This is a genomic window from Robertmurraya dakarensis (assembly GCF_900156875.1).
Taxonomy (GTDB): domain Bacteria; phylum Bacillota; class Bacilli; order Bacillales; family Cytobacillaceae; genus Robertmurraya; species Robertmurraya dakarensis.
The window spans coordinates 581,856-596,401 of the sequence record NZ_LT707409.1; the positions used below are offsets into that span (position 1 = coordinate 581,856).

A 14,546-nucleotide genomic window follows, 5' to 3' on the forward strand; every position below is an offset into this window, starting at 1 on the left:
TTTGGTATAATTTTCTTAAGCAAACACAACCTAAACTGATTTAAGATGTAGATAATACTATATTTTTGAGGTGATGGTATGTGTAATAAGGAGGAGAAAGATATGGCTGTTGCTGAAAAAAGACTTGAAGAATTAAGAGCTAAAATCAGCAAGATTACCAAGAATGCTCCGGTACTTAGTGGTGAAGATAATATGATTGAGTTAAATGAAAATAATTCTTACCATAAAGTATGGTTCGAGGAAGACAGTTATAAGGAGAAATAGACGTTGGCTAAAGTTGGGGATGTTTATAAAGTTAGGATATATTTTAAAGGTAAATCAGGAACGAATAAACCAAGACCAGTATTAATAATTGATCAAGACGAAGAATACTTTACTATTGTTGAATTAACTTCTGTAGAACCTAAAGAACCACCGGGTTATTTTGACAACTGTAAACAAAAAATAGTTGATTGGGTTCGAGCAGGACTTGATGAAGAATCTTATGCTAAATGTCATAAAGGTAATATTCATAGAGTCGAAGAATCTAGGTTATTTGAGTATTTGGGAACCCTAACAGCTAACGACTTAATTAATGTACTTGAAAAAGTTAATGAAGTGAACTTATAGACGTCTAATTATGATGTCTTTTTATTTTGTTTACTCATCAGCATAGGCGAATTCTTTGTGTATCAAGGAGATAAGAGGCAAAACTTTTTTGTTCCAGAAAAACTTCAAAAAAGAGATATCTTAATGGAAATTTTATGGGAGTGAAAGGGTCTGACCCCAGATAAACTAAAGCTTTACTTTACTACGGGTACAGGCCCTATTCAAACTTGGATGTTTAATCGTATATTACAGCTTTTCCTTGTTCACGTAACTTTTTTAAAGAGGTAAGCATATGATTGATTTCTTCATCGGAATGTCTTTCCCATGAACTTAATTCAGCCACTATTTTCAAAGGCAACTTAGACCGATAAGAACGTGTTGGGTTTCCAGGAAATTTCTTGTCAGTTAAGTTCGGATCATTTTCAAAATCACCTAATGGTTCTACAATGTAAATTCTTTCTTTTGATTTAGATGTTGCTAATTCAGCACCCCATTTAGCCGCATCTAAAGTTGCAGTGAAATATATATAGTTGGATTTTTTGTCTTGGTAATTCGATAAGTGTTGCGGTTCTAACAGATCTCCAATTTTTAGTTCTGCTTTAGTACCATGAAAGAAAGGTACATTATCTAAGACATCTTTTTTGCCATTCATACTTAGACACCTCTTATATTTTTAGATTTGTAAATAACAGTATAGGGCAGGGATATTAGAAAGTGTAGTCTATAAATGATTTACCTTTAGTAGTATAATGTAAGTAGAGAGAATGATGAAAATTATGTTTAATTAGCAAGCAAAGATTATGCTGATGGGTTTCTTGGGACTATATTTAAAAAGTGATATTTTGCTGCAGACCTATAGGAAATAACTAAATAAAATAAAGCAACTAAAAGAGCCACCTTTAATCGGGTGGCTTTCGGTTTATATTGAAAAGCGAGATAAATTAATTGCCAGTACAATGCTTCAAGACAATCACTTCAACTGCTCCGGAAGGCTCTGAATCGACTGTACCACATGGTCTAGTTTGGCTTCGATCCGATGCAGTAAGTATAATGTTACGACGATCGGAAAACCAACCTCGCTGATCAATGGGATGAGCTCTTGCATGTCCCGTTCCTCCTATTCATAGTAAGATTGAGAAAGCCGGATCCCGAGGGATACCGGCCATTTCTCGTTAGATGATTTCATAATCGGTGACGTTGCGTTCGACGACGCGTGCACCTTCGATGGCGACTAAGTCACCACTCGTAGAATTGAATGCGTTGGACGCGATGATGCTTTCCATCGCTGTTTTAACAGCAGCTGGATCAATCGGCTCGGTTGGGTTATCCACCGTCAATTTTGCTACCTTGCCATGCTGCGTCACGAATTGAAGCTCTAATACTTTGGCCATTCCTGTTTCCTCCATTTCTTATCATTATAGGATGATTTCTGAATTGTCATTTCGTTCTACATTCACTAGTGTATTTGAGGTAAGGCTTCCAAGGGCATTGGCTCCCTGGAACAGCTGGTCGGCTGTTGCTTCAATCTTGATGTTGTTGTAGGACTTCGTTTTATAGATGGGCTCTCCTTTTTCGTTAAAACCTGTTTCGAACGTTAACGCAAGACGTGAACTTGTTATTACTGCTTGTGCCATGTCTATCACCTCCTTCACTCTCTATATAGAGAAAAAGAGAAGAAAAGGACAGGGGCATTTGCAATTTTTTAAAAGTTCCTAAAAAATAGGTCCATTAATGGCTAATTTATGACAATTTTCTAAAAAGGGGTGAAAATTGGATTTTTGGTTTGTTTTATATCAAATAGTCCGTAATTCTATGCAACTTAGTTAAAAACAATGGGAGGAGTGTGCTATAAATCACAGAGGCAGTAAGCTAAAAATGCGATCTGTCACCTAATGAGATGACAACGAACAGGAGGTAAGAACAATAGAAAAATAGGGAAATATATTATACGAAAAAATCATTTACTGTCAATATACAAGAACGCCCTCTCGTTAAGGAGCTTTGGCTCCCTTTCATCATGTAGTCATAAAAGGATAGGCAGATATACTCACACGGGATATAATGTTGTGGGGGTGTAAGAAATGGAGAGTATGGGTGAGATCAGTTTTATTCATGGAAGCGATTTCAATCAATTTGGTAAAAAAGTAATGATCAGTCAAGTGGCGTTTTCATTTTTGGAAAATAATTTTGAAGTATATGAAGATGTTCACGCGAAACTGGAACCGCAACAAGTCAAGCTAGTAGAAAAAAGCATTGCAGCCTCTATTCAGAAAAAGGAAGCGCTTTACTGCCCGCCATTAATTGTTTCGAGCCGTGGAGGAATCAAAAAAATGGAGAAGGGATGGGCCGTGCTGCCAGGAAGGAAATTGTACATATTAAATGGAAGGAAAAGCGTGCTCGGATTTCAATCAGTCATTTGTCTTTTACAAGAGAAAATAGCCAGAGCTGTTGGCACCAATCAACCAAGACTAGTAAAAAGACTTCGAACACAGTTGGAGCAGATACGATCCTATCCACTGTCCCTGCAAATCTATCTGGATTTAAAACAGGATGAAGAAAGAAAGCTAGTTAACGACATCAGCATCGTGGAAAACAAACTGCATATAGGTGTCATTCTCCAGTATGACCAGCGGGATGGATGGACCTTAATTTCTAGAAAAATAGCTAAGAACCTTGAATCAATCATGGAGATTGAAACGGAGAAATCACGGCTGACGGAACAAAGCTCAGCACTGACCTCTCTCATTAACTTAAGGAAATGCTTAGTGACGCTGTTTGAAGGCAATGTGAATGGTCATGATGAAAAACCACCAATTTCCCGGCAGGGGGTAGAAAATATCGGTGAAGCATTCTGTCTGAAGTGGCTAGAGCTCTTTCCAAAACGATATGGAGATAGATGTCGGTATGTCTCTGGGTTATCGGGGATACAAATTTCCTTAGCCTTAACGGTATTTAGATTAGTTAAAACGCACAAGATTACATACTATGAAGCGATCAAAAGACTAGTAATCTTAAAAACAGCATGCACATGGCAGCACGAAGATCCTCTATTTGCGCACATCTACGACACGACATCAGGTAAAGTAAAAAACCATGCAAGCAAGAAAGCGATTGTTCAAACCTCAGATACGTTTTTATCAATGATTGAAAAGGGGCGAGGATCCATTTGATGATGACAGATGGAATGTTTTCAAAAAAGCAAGGATTGTACCTTGCATCCCTAAGCAGCTTAATTCAAAGAGTGCAGGAAAGAACGATTATTTTAAGAGAAGTCAATCCGTGTCATGTTCGAAACTTCAAACAGTATATTCTTTCTTATGTTGAAAAACAACCATTGTATATTCCACCATTGATTGGCCACCTCGATGAAGGGGAGCTTAAGGATGGGTTCGAGGGAAGAATTTCTATGATTGAAGGGTCGCACAGGCTTAAAGGGTTCGTACAGCTTTTTGAAACATTGGAAAAAAAGAAAAATATACAGGAAGCTGAAACAGCAAGCTCACTTCTCACTATGCTCAAGCACACAATGATTACCATGCAATTATATGAAGGTCTCCAAGATGAAGAAAGAGATCAATTGTATGTACATCTTCATACGTCGGAAAGCTGGATAAAATATCATGTAGCGTTGAATAAATCGAAGGGTGGTGGAAGGAATGTGAACCAAGTTATCAGCCGTAAAACCCCAGGCAAACGTCCGGCCAGACAAAAAACCAAGGGGCTTTAACACTAAGTCGGGTATACCAACTTAAGGTTAGTATACTCTCATTCTAAAGAAATGCAAAATAAATTCCCTACTGAAAGAAGAGTGGAAAACTTGAAAAAGGTGAAAACCTACATAATCAATCAAGAGACCGTACTTTTAACAGGAGAGTATGATCAATATGGAAAGCTGTGCACAAGAGTGATTGAAGGAGACCAATCGATCCTGGTAGATCACCCGCCGCTAAAGGTCATCTCCAAATCTATTAATTATTTTGGCTTCAGTCTAAAAGGGGCAATTGAAGGGGCGAAAACGATTCTTGGGAAGGTGAAAATGTGCCCGATCATGATCTGCCCGGTCCAGGATATTTGTATGTTTCCGCATACATCACCAGTTAATCATGATTGTATTTGGTTCAATCATTCAAACGTTCTTCATACTCAACCAATGGGGCGGTACACATTGGTCGAGTTGAGCAACGGCCGAAGCATCAAAATTCAAGCAAGACACACTGCTTTTAACAACAAAAAGCAAAAAGCGGGTGATTTGCGACGGATTATTCATGAGCGATCTCATACTAAAATCGTTCTCTATCTTGAACCGAAGCAGGAATATGAACGATGCAAGGAGACAGGGAGAATACATTTTGAACAACGGACATAAAGCAGGCAGGACCTTTCTATAAATCAGATGAAACGAACGGGTGCAGAGCAGTCCGATCCCGTTCGTTCCTATCCATTGCCATACGATTATTTCTGTTAAAAGGGAGAACGAAGTCATGAAGGGCATTTATAAACGTACAAAAACAGGCAACTTTACACAGATCCATAATGAAATCAGAAACACGAATCATCTTCCTGCAATGGGATTAGTGTTCCTGTTAGTCTCATTGCCAGAAAATTGGGTGATTAATAAGAAGAACCTTTATCAGACCTTCGGCAAGGCGATGGTCGAAAAATGCATCCCAATCTTAGAAGACGCAAAATTATGGGTCAGTTTCAAATATCGTGATGGCAAGCTCAATAAGTTTCATTACATCGCTTCTGATGAGCCTTTTACGAATGAAGAAATTAGCGGCGTCATAGATGATCTATATAAATCGGGTTATAAATTAATGAACATCAGCCCGGGATTTGAGCATTTAATGCAATCAAAAATAGCGGGGAATCCTTTTTATTCAGCGGATGGAATAGACGAAGCCATCACTTCAATAGGGACGGAAGAGGACAGAACGAAGAATAGAGCTGCTCAACAATTAAAAAATGAGGATGATTTCTGCCCTTCTTCAAGGAACGATTTTCAAGACTTGAACATCAACGATTCAGCATCAAGCTTTGAAAATCACCAACTAATAAAGAAAGAAGAAAAGAATAAACAAAAAAGAAAAACAGATCATATAAACCTTTATATAAAGAAAGCTAATTTTATGAATTCTGATGATTTTAGAAAGGCATTAACTGAAATCTGTGATCAACATTATGCAACATTTGCAGCAGGCCGTTGGAGTAAGAAAGCATGGCATACATTAATCAGTGCTTTCGTTACGCAAACCATTGAAACAGGAAAGTTTAAAGAGGTGCCAGAGCATAGTCTTGATGCCTATGCACTGTCTTCGCTTCATAACATAGCGTCCAACTCAGATGCGAAAAAGGAAGTCAAACCAAAAAGGAACTATAATCCAACAAATCCGATTTTGCTATGGGATTGGTTACATGACAGTTCGGAAGAGAATGAGTATGAATTGGATGAGGTTCCTTATTAGGTGAAAATTACTGTGCTAAACTGATTGTATTAAGATAAAGGAAACTTTATGTATATGTGTGCTGGCGCCTGTTCCCAAGTAAGTGATTAGAAGGGAAGATGAGAGAATTGTTAATCGCCGAAATGAAGGGGAAAATCCCTACTAAACTTCAAAACTCTGAAGATTTATTAACTTCATCTGTTATAGGTACTTTTCGATATTTATCTTCATCAACCTATATTCAATCGGTGTTAGAATCGAGCATGAATATAAAAGGGAGGCGTTTATTGTTTGATACTCCTATTAAAAAGTGTTTGTTTGAGTTTTGGCCTAGACTCGACGACTCTGAGCCCGATGTACTTTTACGTTTAATAGATGCCAATGACCATGAGTACCTTCTTTGTATTGAAGCCAAATTCTGGTCAGATAAATCGAGTGAAGAAGATACAACAATAGATGTAGAAGAAAGGAAAAACTGGCAGCGTGATCAACTTGCAAGAGAAATAGAGACGATCCATACGGTAGATTGTCACAAATTTATGAAGGTTAACCAGGAGAAATTGAAAAGAATCATGTTTGTCTACCTTACAAATGATACATATTTGCATTTTAAAGAAATAAAAGAAAGTATTAGTTTTGTAAAAGACATTGATTTTTCAATTGATCATATCTATTGGCTATCATGGAAACAAATCTTTAATGTAATTAACAGCGTTAGTCATTTCCAAACGCCCCAAGATGCTATGTTGCTAACAGATCTAGGACGATTATTAAGGAAGAAAGGTTTAGTAAGTTTTAATGGGTTTCATAATATGCAGCATGTTTACCCATATGTAAACAGGTATCAATATGAAAATGCACATAAGCATTATTTATGGAGTGAAATGAAAGCTGTTGACAAAACAATATGGAGTTACGGAGGAAAATATAATGGATGATAATTCAAATTTGATTCAATCAATAAATAATGTTAGAAATCTTATCCATAATTCAATACTAATTTTAAGAGATTTAGATACTTTGCTTTCTAAATATAGCTTTCAACCTTTAAATGGGAATGCATTAGGATCGGAATCGAGTAAAAGCCTTTATCAATCTATGACGGGTTACAGAACATTTTTACCGCAATACATGGCTAGACAATATGCACTTGAGAATGACATTGAAGAGAGAAAAGTGAAAAAGATTTTATTTACAAATATTCAATTGTTCCATGGTTATTATGATGAGATTCCCCCAGTATTAATTAACAGTATCATTTCACTTCCGAATCATCCTAAAAACTTAAAAAATGATATTCAAAACTGGTGGCTAAAAAACACTGTCTACGAAGATGTGAAATGGGAAAATGTAAAGAAACATGGAGAATTAAATGAACATGTTGATGATGAGGGATACAAAACCATTTTCTGGTGTAACGATCTTTTATCTTTTCAAGGCCAAAAAGAATTAAGTAATGAGGTTGAAAAATCCGTGCAAATATACAATCGTACAAATGACCAACAGGTATAGTGATAGACATCGTTCTTATCTTTTATTAGACAGATCCTTATAGTTAATAACTAATTATAAGTCTAAGAAAATTATTATTTGGATAGGAATCAATTTGGTGTCTTTGATTGATTTAACCAACCGAGAGGTAAATCAATTCTTTCAAGAGACACCCATCAATTTTGATTATACTAATCGAAATTGATGGGTGTCTCTAAGTTCAATAAAGAGGGTGTGAGCAGGATGAAAATGAAAACTATCGATGAGTTACTAGATTGGGAGGACGACTGGCTTGAACGTGATGGATTCGATGAAGGGGAAGAGAGAAATGCTTGGCTGGAAGAAGGAGTGCAGCTGTACAAACAGTTTATTCAAATCGATAAGAGGGAGCCTCGTTATTCTATCACCCTTTCTGAGCTTTATTTAGAAGTAGGCCGTGACGAGAAATTAAAAAGAGGAAACCAGCTTAGAGCTTATGAAACATTGCGATCAGCCACTATTCATGCACCGAATAAGCCAGATGCTTTTTATCATTTATCCTTCTTACTAGCTAAGGAAAAAAGAAGATGGGAAGCGGTCCTATTTTACGGAAATGAGGCATTGGAAAAAGGATTAACCAGCAGCAGAAGGATTAAACTACTTTGTAATTTGGCACTTGGCTATGCAAGGCTTGGGTATCTTTCAAAATCACGAACATTGTTCGAACAAGCAAGAGAGTTAGATACAGACATGGATCATGAATGGTTTATTGAATTATATTCTGATCGAATCAAAGAGAATCGCAGGGAACCGATTTTATTAAAAGAGACAAATGAGAAAAGAAAATTGGTCTCAAGAGAAGATTATACAACTGTGATAGACGATGCAATGGATGGAAAATGTGTTGTGTTAGATTTAACAAAAGAAGATAAATTTTTTCGAGCTGGAAAGGATGATATCCGTCTGGAACGAAAAGAAGCTGAAATTCTCGGTTATTTAATGGATCATTCGATGACATCCTGCCCAAAAAGGAGAATTGAAGAATCTGTATGGGAGGATCGCAAGGTAAGTGCTTCAGCAGTAAAGCGGTATATAACAAGTATCCGAAGAAAGCTATCGCAGGCAATGGGGCGTGAAGATATTTCCGAAGCCGTGTTAGTCACAACAAATGATGGGTATGAATGGAAATCTGACATTCCATCCATCGTCCTCCGTTAGACTGGTTACGAAAAAGTAACCGGTCTTATTTTATACTTAGGCTACAAAGAAAACAGGAGGATGATCAATATGAACTTAATGAAATTAGAAATGATGAATGGAACAGAACGTGCAGCAGAGGCATTACAAATGAGAGGGTTGTTTGTTGAAGTCAAGAACGACATCATTGAACTAACAAAAGAAAATACTAAACAGGATATCGAAAAGGTGTGTCAGTTGCTAAACAGCTTGAACATTCCTACATTATGGATTGCTAGTAACAAGTTTCAGGTATTGGTGAACCGGTTACCGATTTCAATGATGAAAAAAATCATGAATATTCGTGGTCACGAATTTCCAGTTAGTATGAACGGTTATCACTACCTTTGGAGAGCATTTGCACAAAGACGGTTTGGCATAAAAGTGAATGCACTAGACTTGGATCCACAAGTAGCAATGATGGTGAAAATGTTAAACCTTGCAGGCATTACAACATTAGCAGGCTGCAACGGACATCACCGTTATGCACCTAATTTTCAATTATCCGGTGTATTCCAGGGTGCTTGGATTAAAGTCATTCAAGAAAAATATTTAAATGAATGTGTGCTTCATTATAAATGGAACATCCACTTCGGAAACCAATCGGGCTCAAGTATCATTGCTGAAAAAACACCAAACGAAAGCTGGGACATGAACAAAATCTATCAGGACACAGTACAAATGGCAACTGTTATAAAGAAACACGCAGATGAAATTCGACACCTCAAGAACCACACATTCAAAAGGGATGGGGAAATGAAGGAGATTGGGAAACGGTTTGTGTTTGAGAAGGACTATGTAGGGGTTGTGGAGTGGATGAGAGGGGTTGTTAGATATTAAGCTCCTGAATTCATAATTTATTAAAAGGCTTGTAAGGGATATTTCCGGAAGCTAAGAGCATTCCTGCTAGAATTTGTTGGGGAGTAAAAGGCAAGGCTTGTTCTCCAGTAAAGTAAAACTTTGCCGTACTGGGGGACAGGCCCTTTATTTCAGAGGAACGTTATCAGACAGTCACTGAGCTAAGGAATGATTTTAAGCGGGCCGTAGAAAAGCACCTCCAGCAAGAAACAAAAGAAAAGTATGTACCAAAAGCTACACTTGTTGAAAAAAGGGATGCGCTTGAATTAGCAATTACTAATTGCAAGTTAGGGAAATTTAAACTTGCAGAAAAGATTCTTCAAACAGAGATTGCAAATGATCATGTATATCCCGACTTACTTCTTCAGTTATCATTCGTTTATTTTAAAACGGAACGTCGATTTGAAGAATTACAAACAATAGATAGTATTAATATAAATGCCGTTGAAGAAACGAGAAGAGAAACCTTCATAACCTCCTTGAATGAATTAAAAGAAAGAATTCTATTCTCAATTAAGAAGTTCGAACAAGCTATGAAAATATATCAACAATTAGTACAACAACAACCTAATTCTATAGATTATCGCTACCGATTAGCAATATGTTATGGCCTTTGTAATCAGGAAGATAAAGCAATTCAAATTTTAGAGGATATTAATCAAGAGACTCCAGGAGTTTGGGTAGTAGTTAAAAAATTAGGTCTGGCATTCGAGCAAAAAAGAGAGTACGAAAAAGCAAGGGGATATTTCAAATATGCTTATAGACTAAAACCGGATGATCTGGAAGTGAAAGAAAAGTTGGAAAAATATGATTTTTATCTTTGATGATTTCAGAGTGAAAAATAACCTAGTATGAGACTATAATTATTTTTGAAGAATTTTTAAGTACATTATATTGAGGAAGGGGAAGGAAGAAGGAATGGATAAATTAGATATAAAACAAAGGGTGTTAGTTACATTCTATATTGAATATCAAAAGGACCTGCCAGAAATGGAAAAGGTTAATGCAACTGATTTAGGTATTTCTCACGATATATTTAAAATGGCACTATTAAAATTAATAAATGAGGGTTTGATAACTGGGGTAGAATTTACTAGAGGAGGTCAAGGCAATAAGATACTTGGTGCATTTACAACAAACATACTTATGACCTCGAAAGGAATTGACTATGTAGAACAAAAGCTTGGAATAACTCCTACCTTAACTGCTGGTGAAAAAGTTAGAGAAGTTTCGAAAAAGGTGGCGGAATGGGGATATAACGAGATTAAGGATTTTACAGTAAAAGTAGCTGCTGAAATAGCAAAAAGCGCAATGGGATTAAACGGAAAATAGTAAAATCTTAATTTGTGATAAATTTTGTAAAGCAGAAGTTTAACAAAATAATTTAATGTATGACCTGGAAATTTGGCACCAATAATATACTGAATATTGTATCAGGAATTCACATTACCAGACAATTAAATCCTTAAATGAAAAACAGAAGTCAGTATATCTAACTTATTTGAGCTGGATGTAATCTTTGAAAAACAGTTTATTGTAAGGTTAAAAAAAGAACGAGATGGGAGGGAAGTTCCTCATTAAATTCTGTGAAATTTATTAACTATCATAAAAGAATTAGAAAAAATGTACATTAGATAGCAGGTTCATCGAGTAGGTGGTATATCAAAAGAATAGATGTTGAAGAGAGTATTCCTTTAAGTTCATTAGTGGTGACTTTAGCATCAATTCACCGACTAAGTGAGCTATCCAGATATGAACCGCTAACTTTGTCTAAACATTTAAGTAGTCAACATAACTGGCTAATTTCAGAATGCATAAAAAATGCTCCATATCAATTTATAAATGAAATCGCATCGGAGATAACTGGAGAAGAATTTTTAGTGCCGAGATCAGGTATCTAATTTATTGTAATTTATTGAACAGTAACCCGTAGGAGAATTAATATAAAATGGCAAAAAATAATAAAGTATTTTCATTAGGTAAAACCTTCGCTTTATCTATTGTATTTATTGTGATAGGTATACTTTTAACAGTTATTGCAGAGAAATTTTCTATTTTTCCAATTAAAAATAATATAGAAACTATGCTCTTTACAATATGGTCAGTACAAGCAACGGTTTCAACTTTAACAATAGCTATATTAGCTCTGTTAATTAGTCTTAATAAAGAAAAAAGATATGGGATAAATATATTGGACTTTATGTTAATTTCAAGTAGAAAGTTTCTAACTTTTCAGGATGAAATATTAATTATCTTATTATTGATTATAATTCAATACATATTTGTATCCTGCTTGTGGTTATCTGGCTCGATTTTCTTATTTATAGTTGGATTTCTAATAATAATTAGAATTTTATATGTAAGTATTAAAGTTCTTTTATTTGAAGATGATGTTCAAAAAGACATAACTAATTATATTATAAGTTCAATAAAAGCAGAATTGGCAAATGAGAATGAAAATTTTAGGAGTAATAATAGTGAAGATATTAAATAACTTATATTTACATACCATTGAGTCTATGGAAAATAAAGATATAGACGTATTAAATACTAATATTAGTATGTTTCTAACCATATACGAGACAATATTGGAGGAGAGCAAGGACTATGATAAGTCGGAAGTCCTAAAACAATGGATAAAGTATATTAATTTTCTTGGGAGTAAAGCTATAGAAAATGGCTTATTTGAAGAACTAACTGATCTACTTGAAACTGTATATAAACAGTCTTCACCATATGAATTAGATGTGGAATTAAACGAAACAATACAAAAACTAATAAACGTTTTTAGAGAATCAGAAAGTTTTGTTGAGTTAGAGAATATCCCAATAAAAAAGTTACTAAAGACGATTTATGTTACTTCAAGTGAAGAACTATTTCCAAAATTTGTTCGAATATACTTCGCAATATTGAAAAATAAAAATCTTAGTGAAGAAGAAAAAGATCAATTAATTTCTAATATAGTAGTAAGTGGGATGTTTTATCTATATACAGAACCTAAAAACAGGACAGAAAAGGAAAAAGACATTTTTTTAATAATATTGTATACGTCTAAATACATGATTGATAATAAGGATTTTAATAGATTTATTAAGTTATTAGGAAAACTTAAAGAGAATTTAATATTTGAGGAACATCTTCAAAAGTTATACTTATATATTAGTTGTTACTTATACTATCTCGGTTATAAAGAGGAACTGGCTACTGAAAGAAACTATCGTGAATTTATTAAAAAATATTACGAAAATCTTATGGTGCCGGAATTAATTTATTCAGACTTTTGGTTGAACTATGATGAAGTAAAGACTATACTTGATCGTTGGGAATGGTATCCACAGGGTGAAGTAAAAACTTTGATAATGGAAGATGTAGTTATAGAATTCTTCGTTTTTTTAAGTCTCTCTGTCGGGAGAGATGAATTTATAAATAGAATTGAAAAGGATGAATTGTTTAGTTTCTTAGATAGTAATCTCAACAATGAAGGGAATTTTAGAGAAAAAACCGAAGAAAACTTTAAAATTTTTAAAGAAGAATTAATGGGAATTAAAGTAGAGGATTCCTCACCTGAACTGGAAAATTTAAAATATCACTTAACAACAAGATTTAGAAAAATAAAAAGTGAAGAGTATAATAATTTAAGTAGAAATAGAGAAATAATAGATTATAATATGAAGAATATAAAAGAGTGTTTTGCAATTTTAATGGCTAAAAATCCACTCTTTAATAGGCTGACTTTTGGAGAGAAAAAGGAAACTATTAAAACAACCAACGTCTCCTATAAATTAACACGTAAATATAATTTAGGTTTCTTTGCTTCACACAAGCTAAATAACTCATATGTTGATAAAGATCTTTTTAGGCATTTTGAAAAATTTATAGTTGATCTATTGATAGAAAATGGGTTCGAGTCAATAAAAATCGATTATAGACGGAATGATAAATTAGATATTCTATTTAATTTAATTCAACAACTTCCTGAAAATAAAGTAAACACACTCCTATCTGGAATAAGCGGTCCATCCTTGTATAATGAGAGTGAAACTAATAAAATGATTTATCAGAAGACTTTAGAACAGCTGAAGTTCGCAAAAATTAGGCTACCAGTTTGGATTGCTTATAATAATGAAGAAACATATATACGAGTTAAAAATATAAATGTTAATATAAATTCTCTAACCAATGAAGAAATTGAAGAAGAACTTAATAAAAATAAAGTGACGGAAGACTTATTTAAATTTCATTTAACAAATAACATCTTTACTTTTGTGAATGAAGAAGAAGCAAAAGAATTTCTAAATGTATCAAAAGTATCATTTTCAATAGATATTGAATTAGAGTTATTGCATGAAAATAAAGATAATGGATTTATAGTAATATCAGAAGTGATAAGATAAGCAATTTAGACAAAACCAAAGAACTTGATCTATATTATCCTTTGGAAAAGCAGGAATAAAAGCAATGAAGGAAGAGAAGGAAAATGAGAAAAGATGGCGAAACTTATTAGTACGCCCACTGAAATTTCGAATCGTGAGCGGGGTTATTAGTGTAAAATTCGAACTAACCCCTTGTTCCTATTGACTTTCTTTTCCTATCGCCTAAAAATGCGACTTAAAATCGTGTTCCTAAGAAATTTTTATATTAACTTATAAGTAAGAGTAAAGCAGGTGAAAAATTATTCACCTGCTCTACTTATTTTACACAATTTTTACACATCGCCCACACAAAACCTTATAAACTCAATAACTATTAATCTAGTACGACCCCGACCACCGAGGTCGAACTTAAAAGTATTTTCAAGCTGACTTTTATCTTAGTGAAGACTTCCAAGATTTTAATACTGTTTTTCTCAAACTCTCTCAAATAAAAAAGGGGATGCTAGTGCCTATCCCGCGTGGTAAAGTATTACTGTAGTAAATGAATTGGGTAAAAATTTTGAATAAAAAATAGGGT

19 protein-coding genes are annotated in these 14,546 nt (G+C 34.5%); 15 read left to right on the forward strand and 4 right to left on the reverse strand.

What is annotated here, in order from left to right; translation table 11 throughout:
• Positions 1 to 102 precede the first annotated feature (102 nt).
• On the forward strand, positions 103 to 264 hold the full coding sequence (locus CZ487_RS26620) for a hypothetical protein (RefSeq protein ID WP_154676031.1): 162 nt from the start codon (positions 103 to 105) through the stop codon (positions 262 to 264).
• A 3-nt stretch (positions 265 to 267) separates the two neighbouring features.
• Positions 268 to 609, forward strand: a complete 342-nt coding sequence (locus CZ487_RS11900; RefSeq protein WP_077212374.1) for a type II toxin-antitoxin system PemK/MazF family toxin — start codon at positions 268 to 270, stop codon at positions 607 to 609.
• Positions 610 to 823: 214 nt separating this feature from the next.
• Here the strand turns inward: CZ487_RS11900 and arr are convergent, their stop codons facing one another.
• From arr to CZ487_RS11920, 4 genes are all read right to left on the reverse strand, one after another.
• On the reverse strand, positions 824 to 1,240 hold the full coding sequence (gene arr, locus CZ487_RS11905) for an NAD(+)--rifampin ADP-ribosyltransferase (RefSeq protein ID WP_077212375.1): 417 nt from the start codon (positions 1,238 to 1,240) through the stop codon (positions 824 to 826).
• Between the two features lie 318 nt (positions 1,241 to 1,558).
• Positions 1,559 to 1,693, reverse strand: a complete 135-nt coding sequence (locus CZ487_RS11910) for a YvrJ family protein (protein ID WP_077212376.1) — start codon at positions 1,691 to 1,693, stop codon at positions 1,559 to 1,561.
• Positions 1,694 to 1,760: 67 nt separating this feature from the next.
• Positions 1,761 to 1,979: a DUF2922 domain-containing protein gene (locus CZ487_RS11915; RefSeq protein WP_077212377.1), complete on the reverse strand. Its 219-nt coding sequence runs from the start codon at positions 1,977 to 1,979 to the stop codon at positions 1,761 to 1,763.
• Positions 1,980 to 2,003: 24 nt separating this feature from the next.
• On the reverse strand, positions 2,004 to 2,222 hold the full coding sequence (locus CZ487_RS11920; protein WP_077212378.1) for a DUF1659 domain-containing protein: 219 nt from the start codon (positions 2,220 to 2,222) through the stop codon (positions 2,004 to 2,006).
• Positions 2,223 to 2,669: 447 nt separating this feature from the next.
• On the opposite strand from CZ487_RS11920, the gene CZ487_RS11925 reads away from it, so the two are divergent.
• The 13 genes from CZ487_RS11925 (at position 2,670) to CZ487_RS11985 (ending at position 13,990) form a co-directional block, all read left to right on the forward strand.
• Positions 2,670 to 3,758: a ParB N-terminal domain-containing protein gene (locus tag CZ487_RS11925; RefSeq protein ID WP_077212379.1), complete on the forward strand. Its 1,089-nt coding sequence runs from the start codon at positions 2,670 to 2,672 to the stop codon at positions 3,756 to 3,758.
• Positions 3,755 to 4,315 (forward strand): ParB N-terminal domain-containing protein, encoded by a 561-nt coding sequence (locus tag CZ487_RS11930; protein WP_077212380.1) that lies wholly within the window; start codon positions 3,755 to 3,757, stop codon positions 4,313 to 4,315. Before CZ487_RS11925 ends, CZ487_RS11930 begins: the two co-directional genes overlap by 4 nt.
• 99 nt (positions 4,316 to 4,414) lie before the next feature.
• Positions 4,415 to 4,954, forward strand: coding sequence for a competence protein ComK (locus CZ487_RS11935; protein ID WP_237562960.1), 540 nt, complete (start codon positions 4,415 to 4,417; stop codon positions 4,952 to 4,954).
• A gap of 115 nt (positions 4,955 to 5,069) precedes the next feature.
• A complete protein-coding gene (locus CZ487_RS11940; protein WP_077212382.1) occupies positions 5,070 to 6,053 on the forward strand; it encodes a hypothetical protein in 984 nt (327 codons plus the stop codon).
• Between the two features lie 98 nt (positions 6,054 to 6,151).
• Positions 6,152 to 6,970: a hypothetical protein gene (locus tag CZ487_RS11945; protein WP_139339565.1), complete on the forward strand. Its 819-nt coding sequence runs from the start codon at positions 6,152 to 6,154 to the stop codon at positions 6,968 to 6,970.
• On the forward strand, positions 6,963 to 7,544 hold the full coding sequence (locus CZ487_RS11950; protein WP_077212384.1) for a hypothetical protein: 582 nt from the start codon (positions 6,963 to 6,965) through the stop codon (positions 7,542 to 7,544). Before CZ487_RS11945 ends, CZ487_RS11950 begins: the two co-directional genes overlap by 8 nt.
• 222 nt (positions 7,545 to 7,766) lie before the next feature.
• Positions 7,767 to 8,720: a helix-turn-helix domain-containing protein gene (locus tag CZ487_RS11955; protein ID WP_077212385.1), complete on the forward strand. Its 954-nt coding sequence runs from the start codon at positions 7,767 to 7,769 to the stop codon at positions 8,718 to 8,720.
• A gap of 69 nt (positions 8,721 to 8,789) precedes the next feature.
• Complete coding sequence (locus tag CZ487_RS11960) at positions 8,790 to 9,578, forward strand: hypothetical protein (RefSeq protein ID WP_077212386.1); 789 nt, start codon at positions 8,790 to 8,792, stop codon at positions 9,576 to 9,578.
• Positions 9,579 to 10,075: 497 nt separating this feature from the next.
• Entirely contained in the window at positions 10,076 to 10,420 is a 345-nt protein-coding gene (locus CZ487_RS11965; protein ID WP_077212387.1) for a tetratricopeptide repeat protein, read from the forward strand.
• A 94-nt stretch (positions 10,421 to 10,514) separates the two neighbouring features.
• On the forward strand, positions 10,515 to 10,928 hold the full coding sequence (locus CZ487_RS11970) for a YjcQ family protein (protein ID WP_077212388.1): 414 nt from the start codon (positions 10,515 to 10,517) through the stop codon (positions 10,926 to 10,928).
• Between the two features lie 302 nt (positions 10,929 to 11,230).
• Complete coding sequence (locus CZ487_RS27985) at positions 11,231 to 11,497, forward strand: YaaC family protein (RefSeq protein WP_084783236.1); 267 nt, start codon at positions 11,231 to 11,233, stop codon at positions 11,495 to 11,497.
• Between the two features lie 47 nt (positions 11,498 to 11,544).
• On the forward strand, positions 11,545 to 12,090 hold the full coding sequence (locus CZ487_RS11980) for a hypothetical protein (RefSeq protein WP_077212390.1): 546 nt from the start codon (positions 11,545 to 11,547) through the stop codon (positions 12,088 to 12,090).
• Positions 12,074 to 13,990, forward strand: a complete 1,917-nt coding sequence (locus CZ487_RS11985; RefSeq protein ID WP_077212391.1) for a hypothetical protein — start codon at positions 12,074 to 12,076, stop codon at positions 13,988 to 13,990. The genes CZ487_RS11980 and CZ487_RS11985 overlap by 17 nt, the downstream gene beginning before the upstream one ends.
• Positions 13,991 to 14,546: the final 556 nt, after the last annotated feature.

What these genes read in the sequence shown, in the direction of transcription:
- CZ487_RS26620 (WP_154676031.1), top strand. Translation starts at nt 103, where the DNA reads ATGGCTGTTGCTGAAAAAAGACTTGAAGAATTAAGAGCTAAAATCAGC.
- arr (WP_077212375.1), bottom strand. Translation starts at nt 1,240, where the DNA reads ATGAATGGCAAAAAAGATGTCTTAGATAATGTACCTTTCTTTCATGGT.
- CZ487_RS11910 (WP_077212376.1), bottom strand. Translation starts at nt 1,693, where the DNA reads ATGCAAGAGCTCATCCCATTGATCAGCGAGGTTGGTTTTCCGATCGTC.
- CZ487_RS11915 (WP_077212377.1), bottom strand. Translation starts at nt 1,979, where the DNA reads ATGGCCAAAGTATTAGAGCTTCAATTCGTGACGCAGCATGGCAAGGTA.
- CZ487_RS11920 (WP_077212378.1), bottom strand. Translation starts at nt 2,222, where the DNA reads ATGGCACAAGCAGTAATAACAAGTTCACGTCTTGCGTTAACGTTCGAA.
- CZ487_RS11925 (WP_077212379.1), top strand. Translation starts at nt 2,670, where the DNA reads ATGGAGAGTATGGGTGAGATCAGTTTTATTCATGGAAGCGATTTCAAT.
- CZ487_RS11940 (WP_077212382.1), top strand. Translation starts at nt 5,070, where the DNA reads ATGAAGGGCATTTATAAACGTACAAAAACAGGCAACTTTACACAGATC.
- CZ487_RS11945 (WP_139339565.1), top strand. Translation starts at nt 6,152, where the DNA reads ATGAGAGAATTGTTAATCGCCGAAATGAAGGGGAAAATCCCTACTAAA.
- CZ487_RS11950 (WP_077212384.1), top strand. Translation starts at nt 6,963, where the DNA reads ATGGATGATAATTCAAATTTGATTCAATCAATAAATAATGTTAGAAAT.
- CZ487_RS11955 (WP_077212385.1), top strand. Translation starts at nt 7,767, where the DNA reads ATGAAAATGAAAACTATCGATGAGTTACTAGATTGGGAGGACGACTGG.
- CZ487_RS11960 (WP_077212386.1), top strand. Translation starts at nt 8,790, where the DNA reads ATGAACTTAATGAAATTAGAAATGATGAATGGAACAGAACGTGCAGCA.
- CZ487_RS11970 (WP_077212388.1), top strand. Translation starts at nt 10,515, where the DNA reads ATGGATAAATTAGATATAAAACAAAGGGTGTTAGTTACATTCTATATT.
- CZ487_RS11980 (WP_077212390.1), top strand. Translation starts at nt 11,545, where the DNA reads ATGGCAAAAAATAATAAAGTATTTTCATTAGGTAAAACCTTCGCTTTA.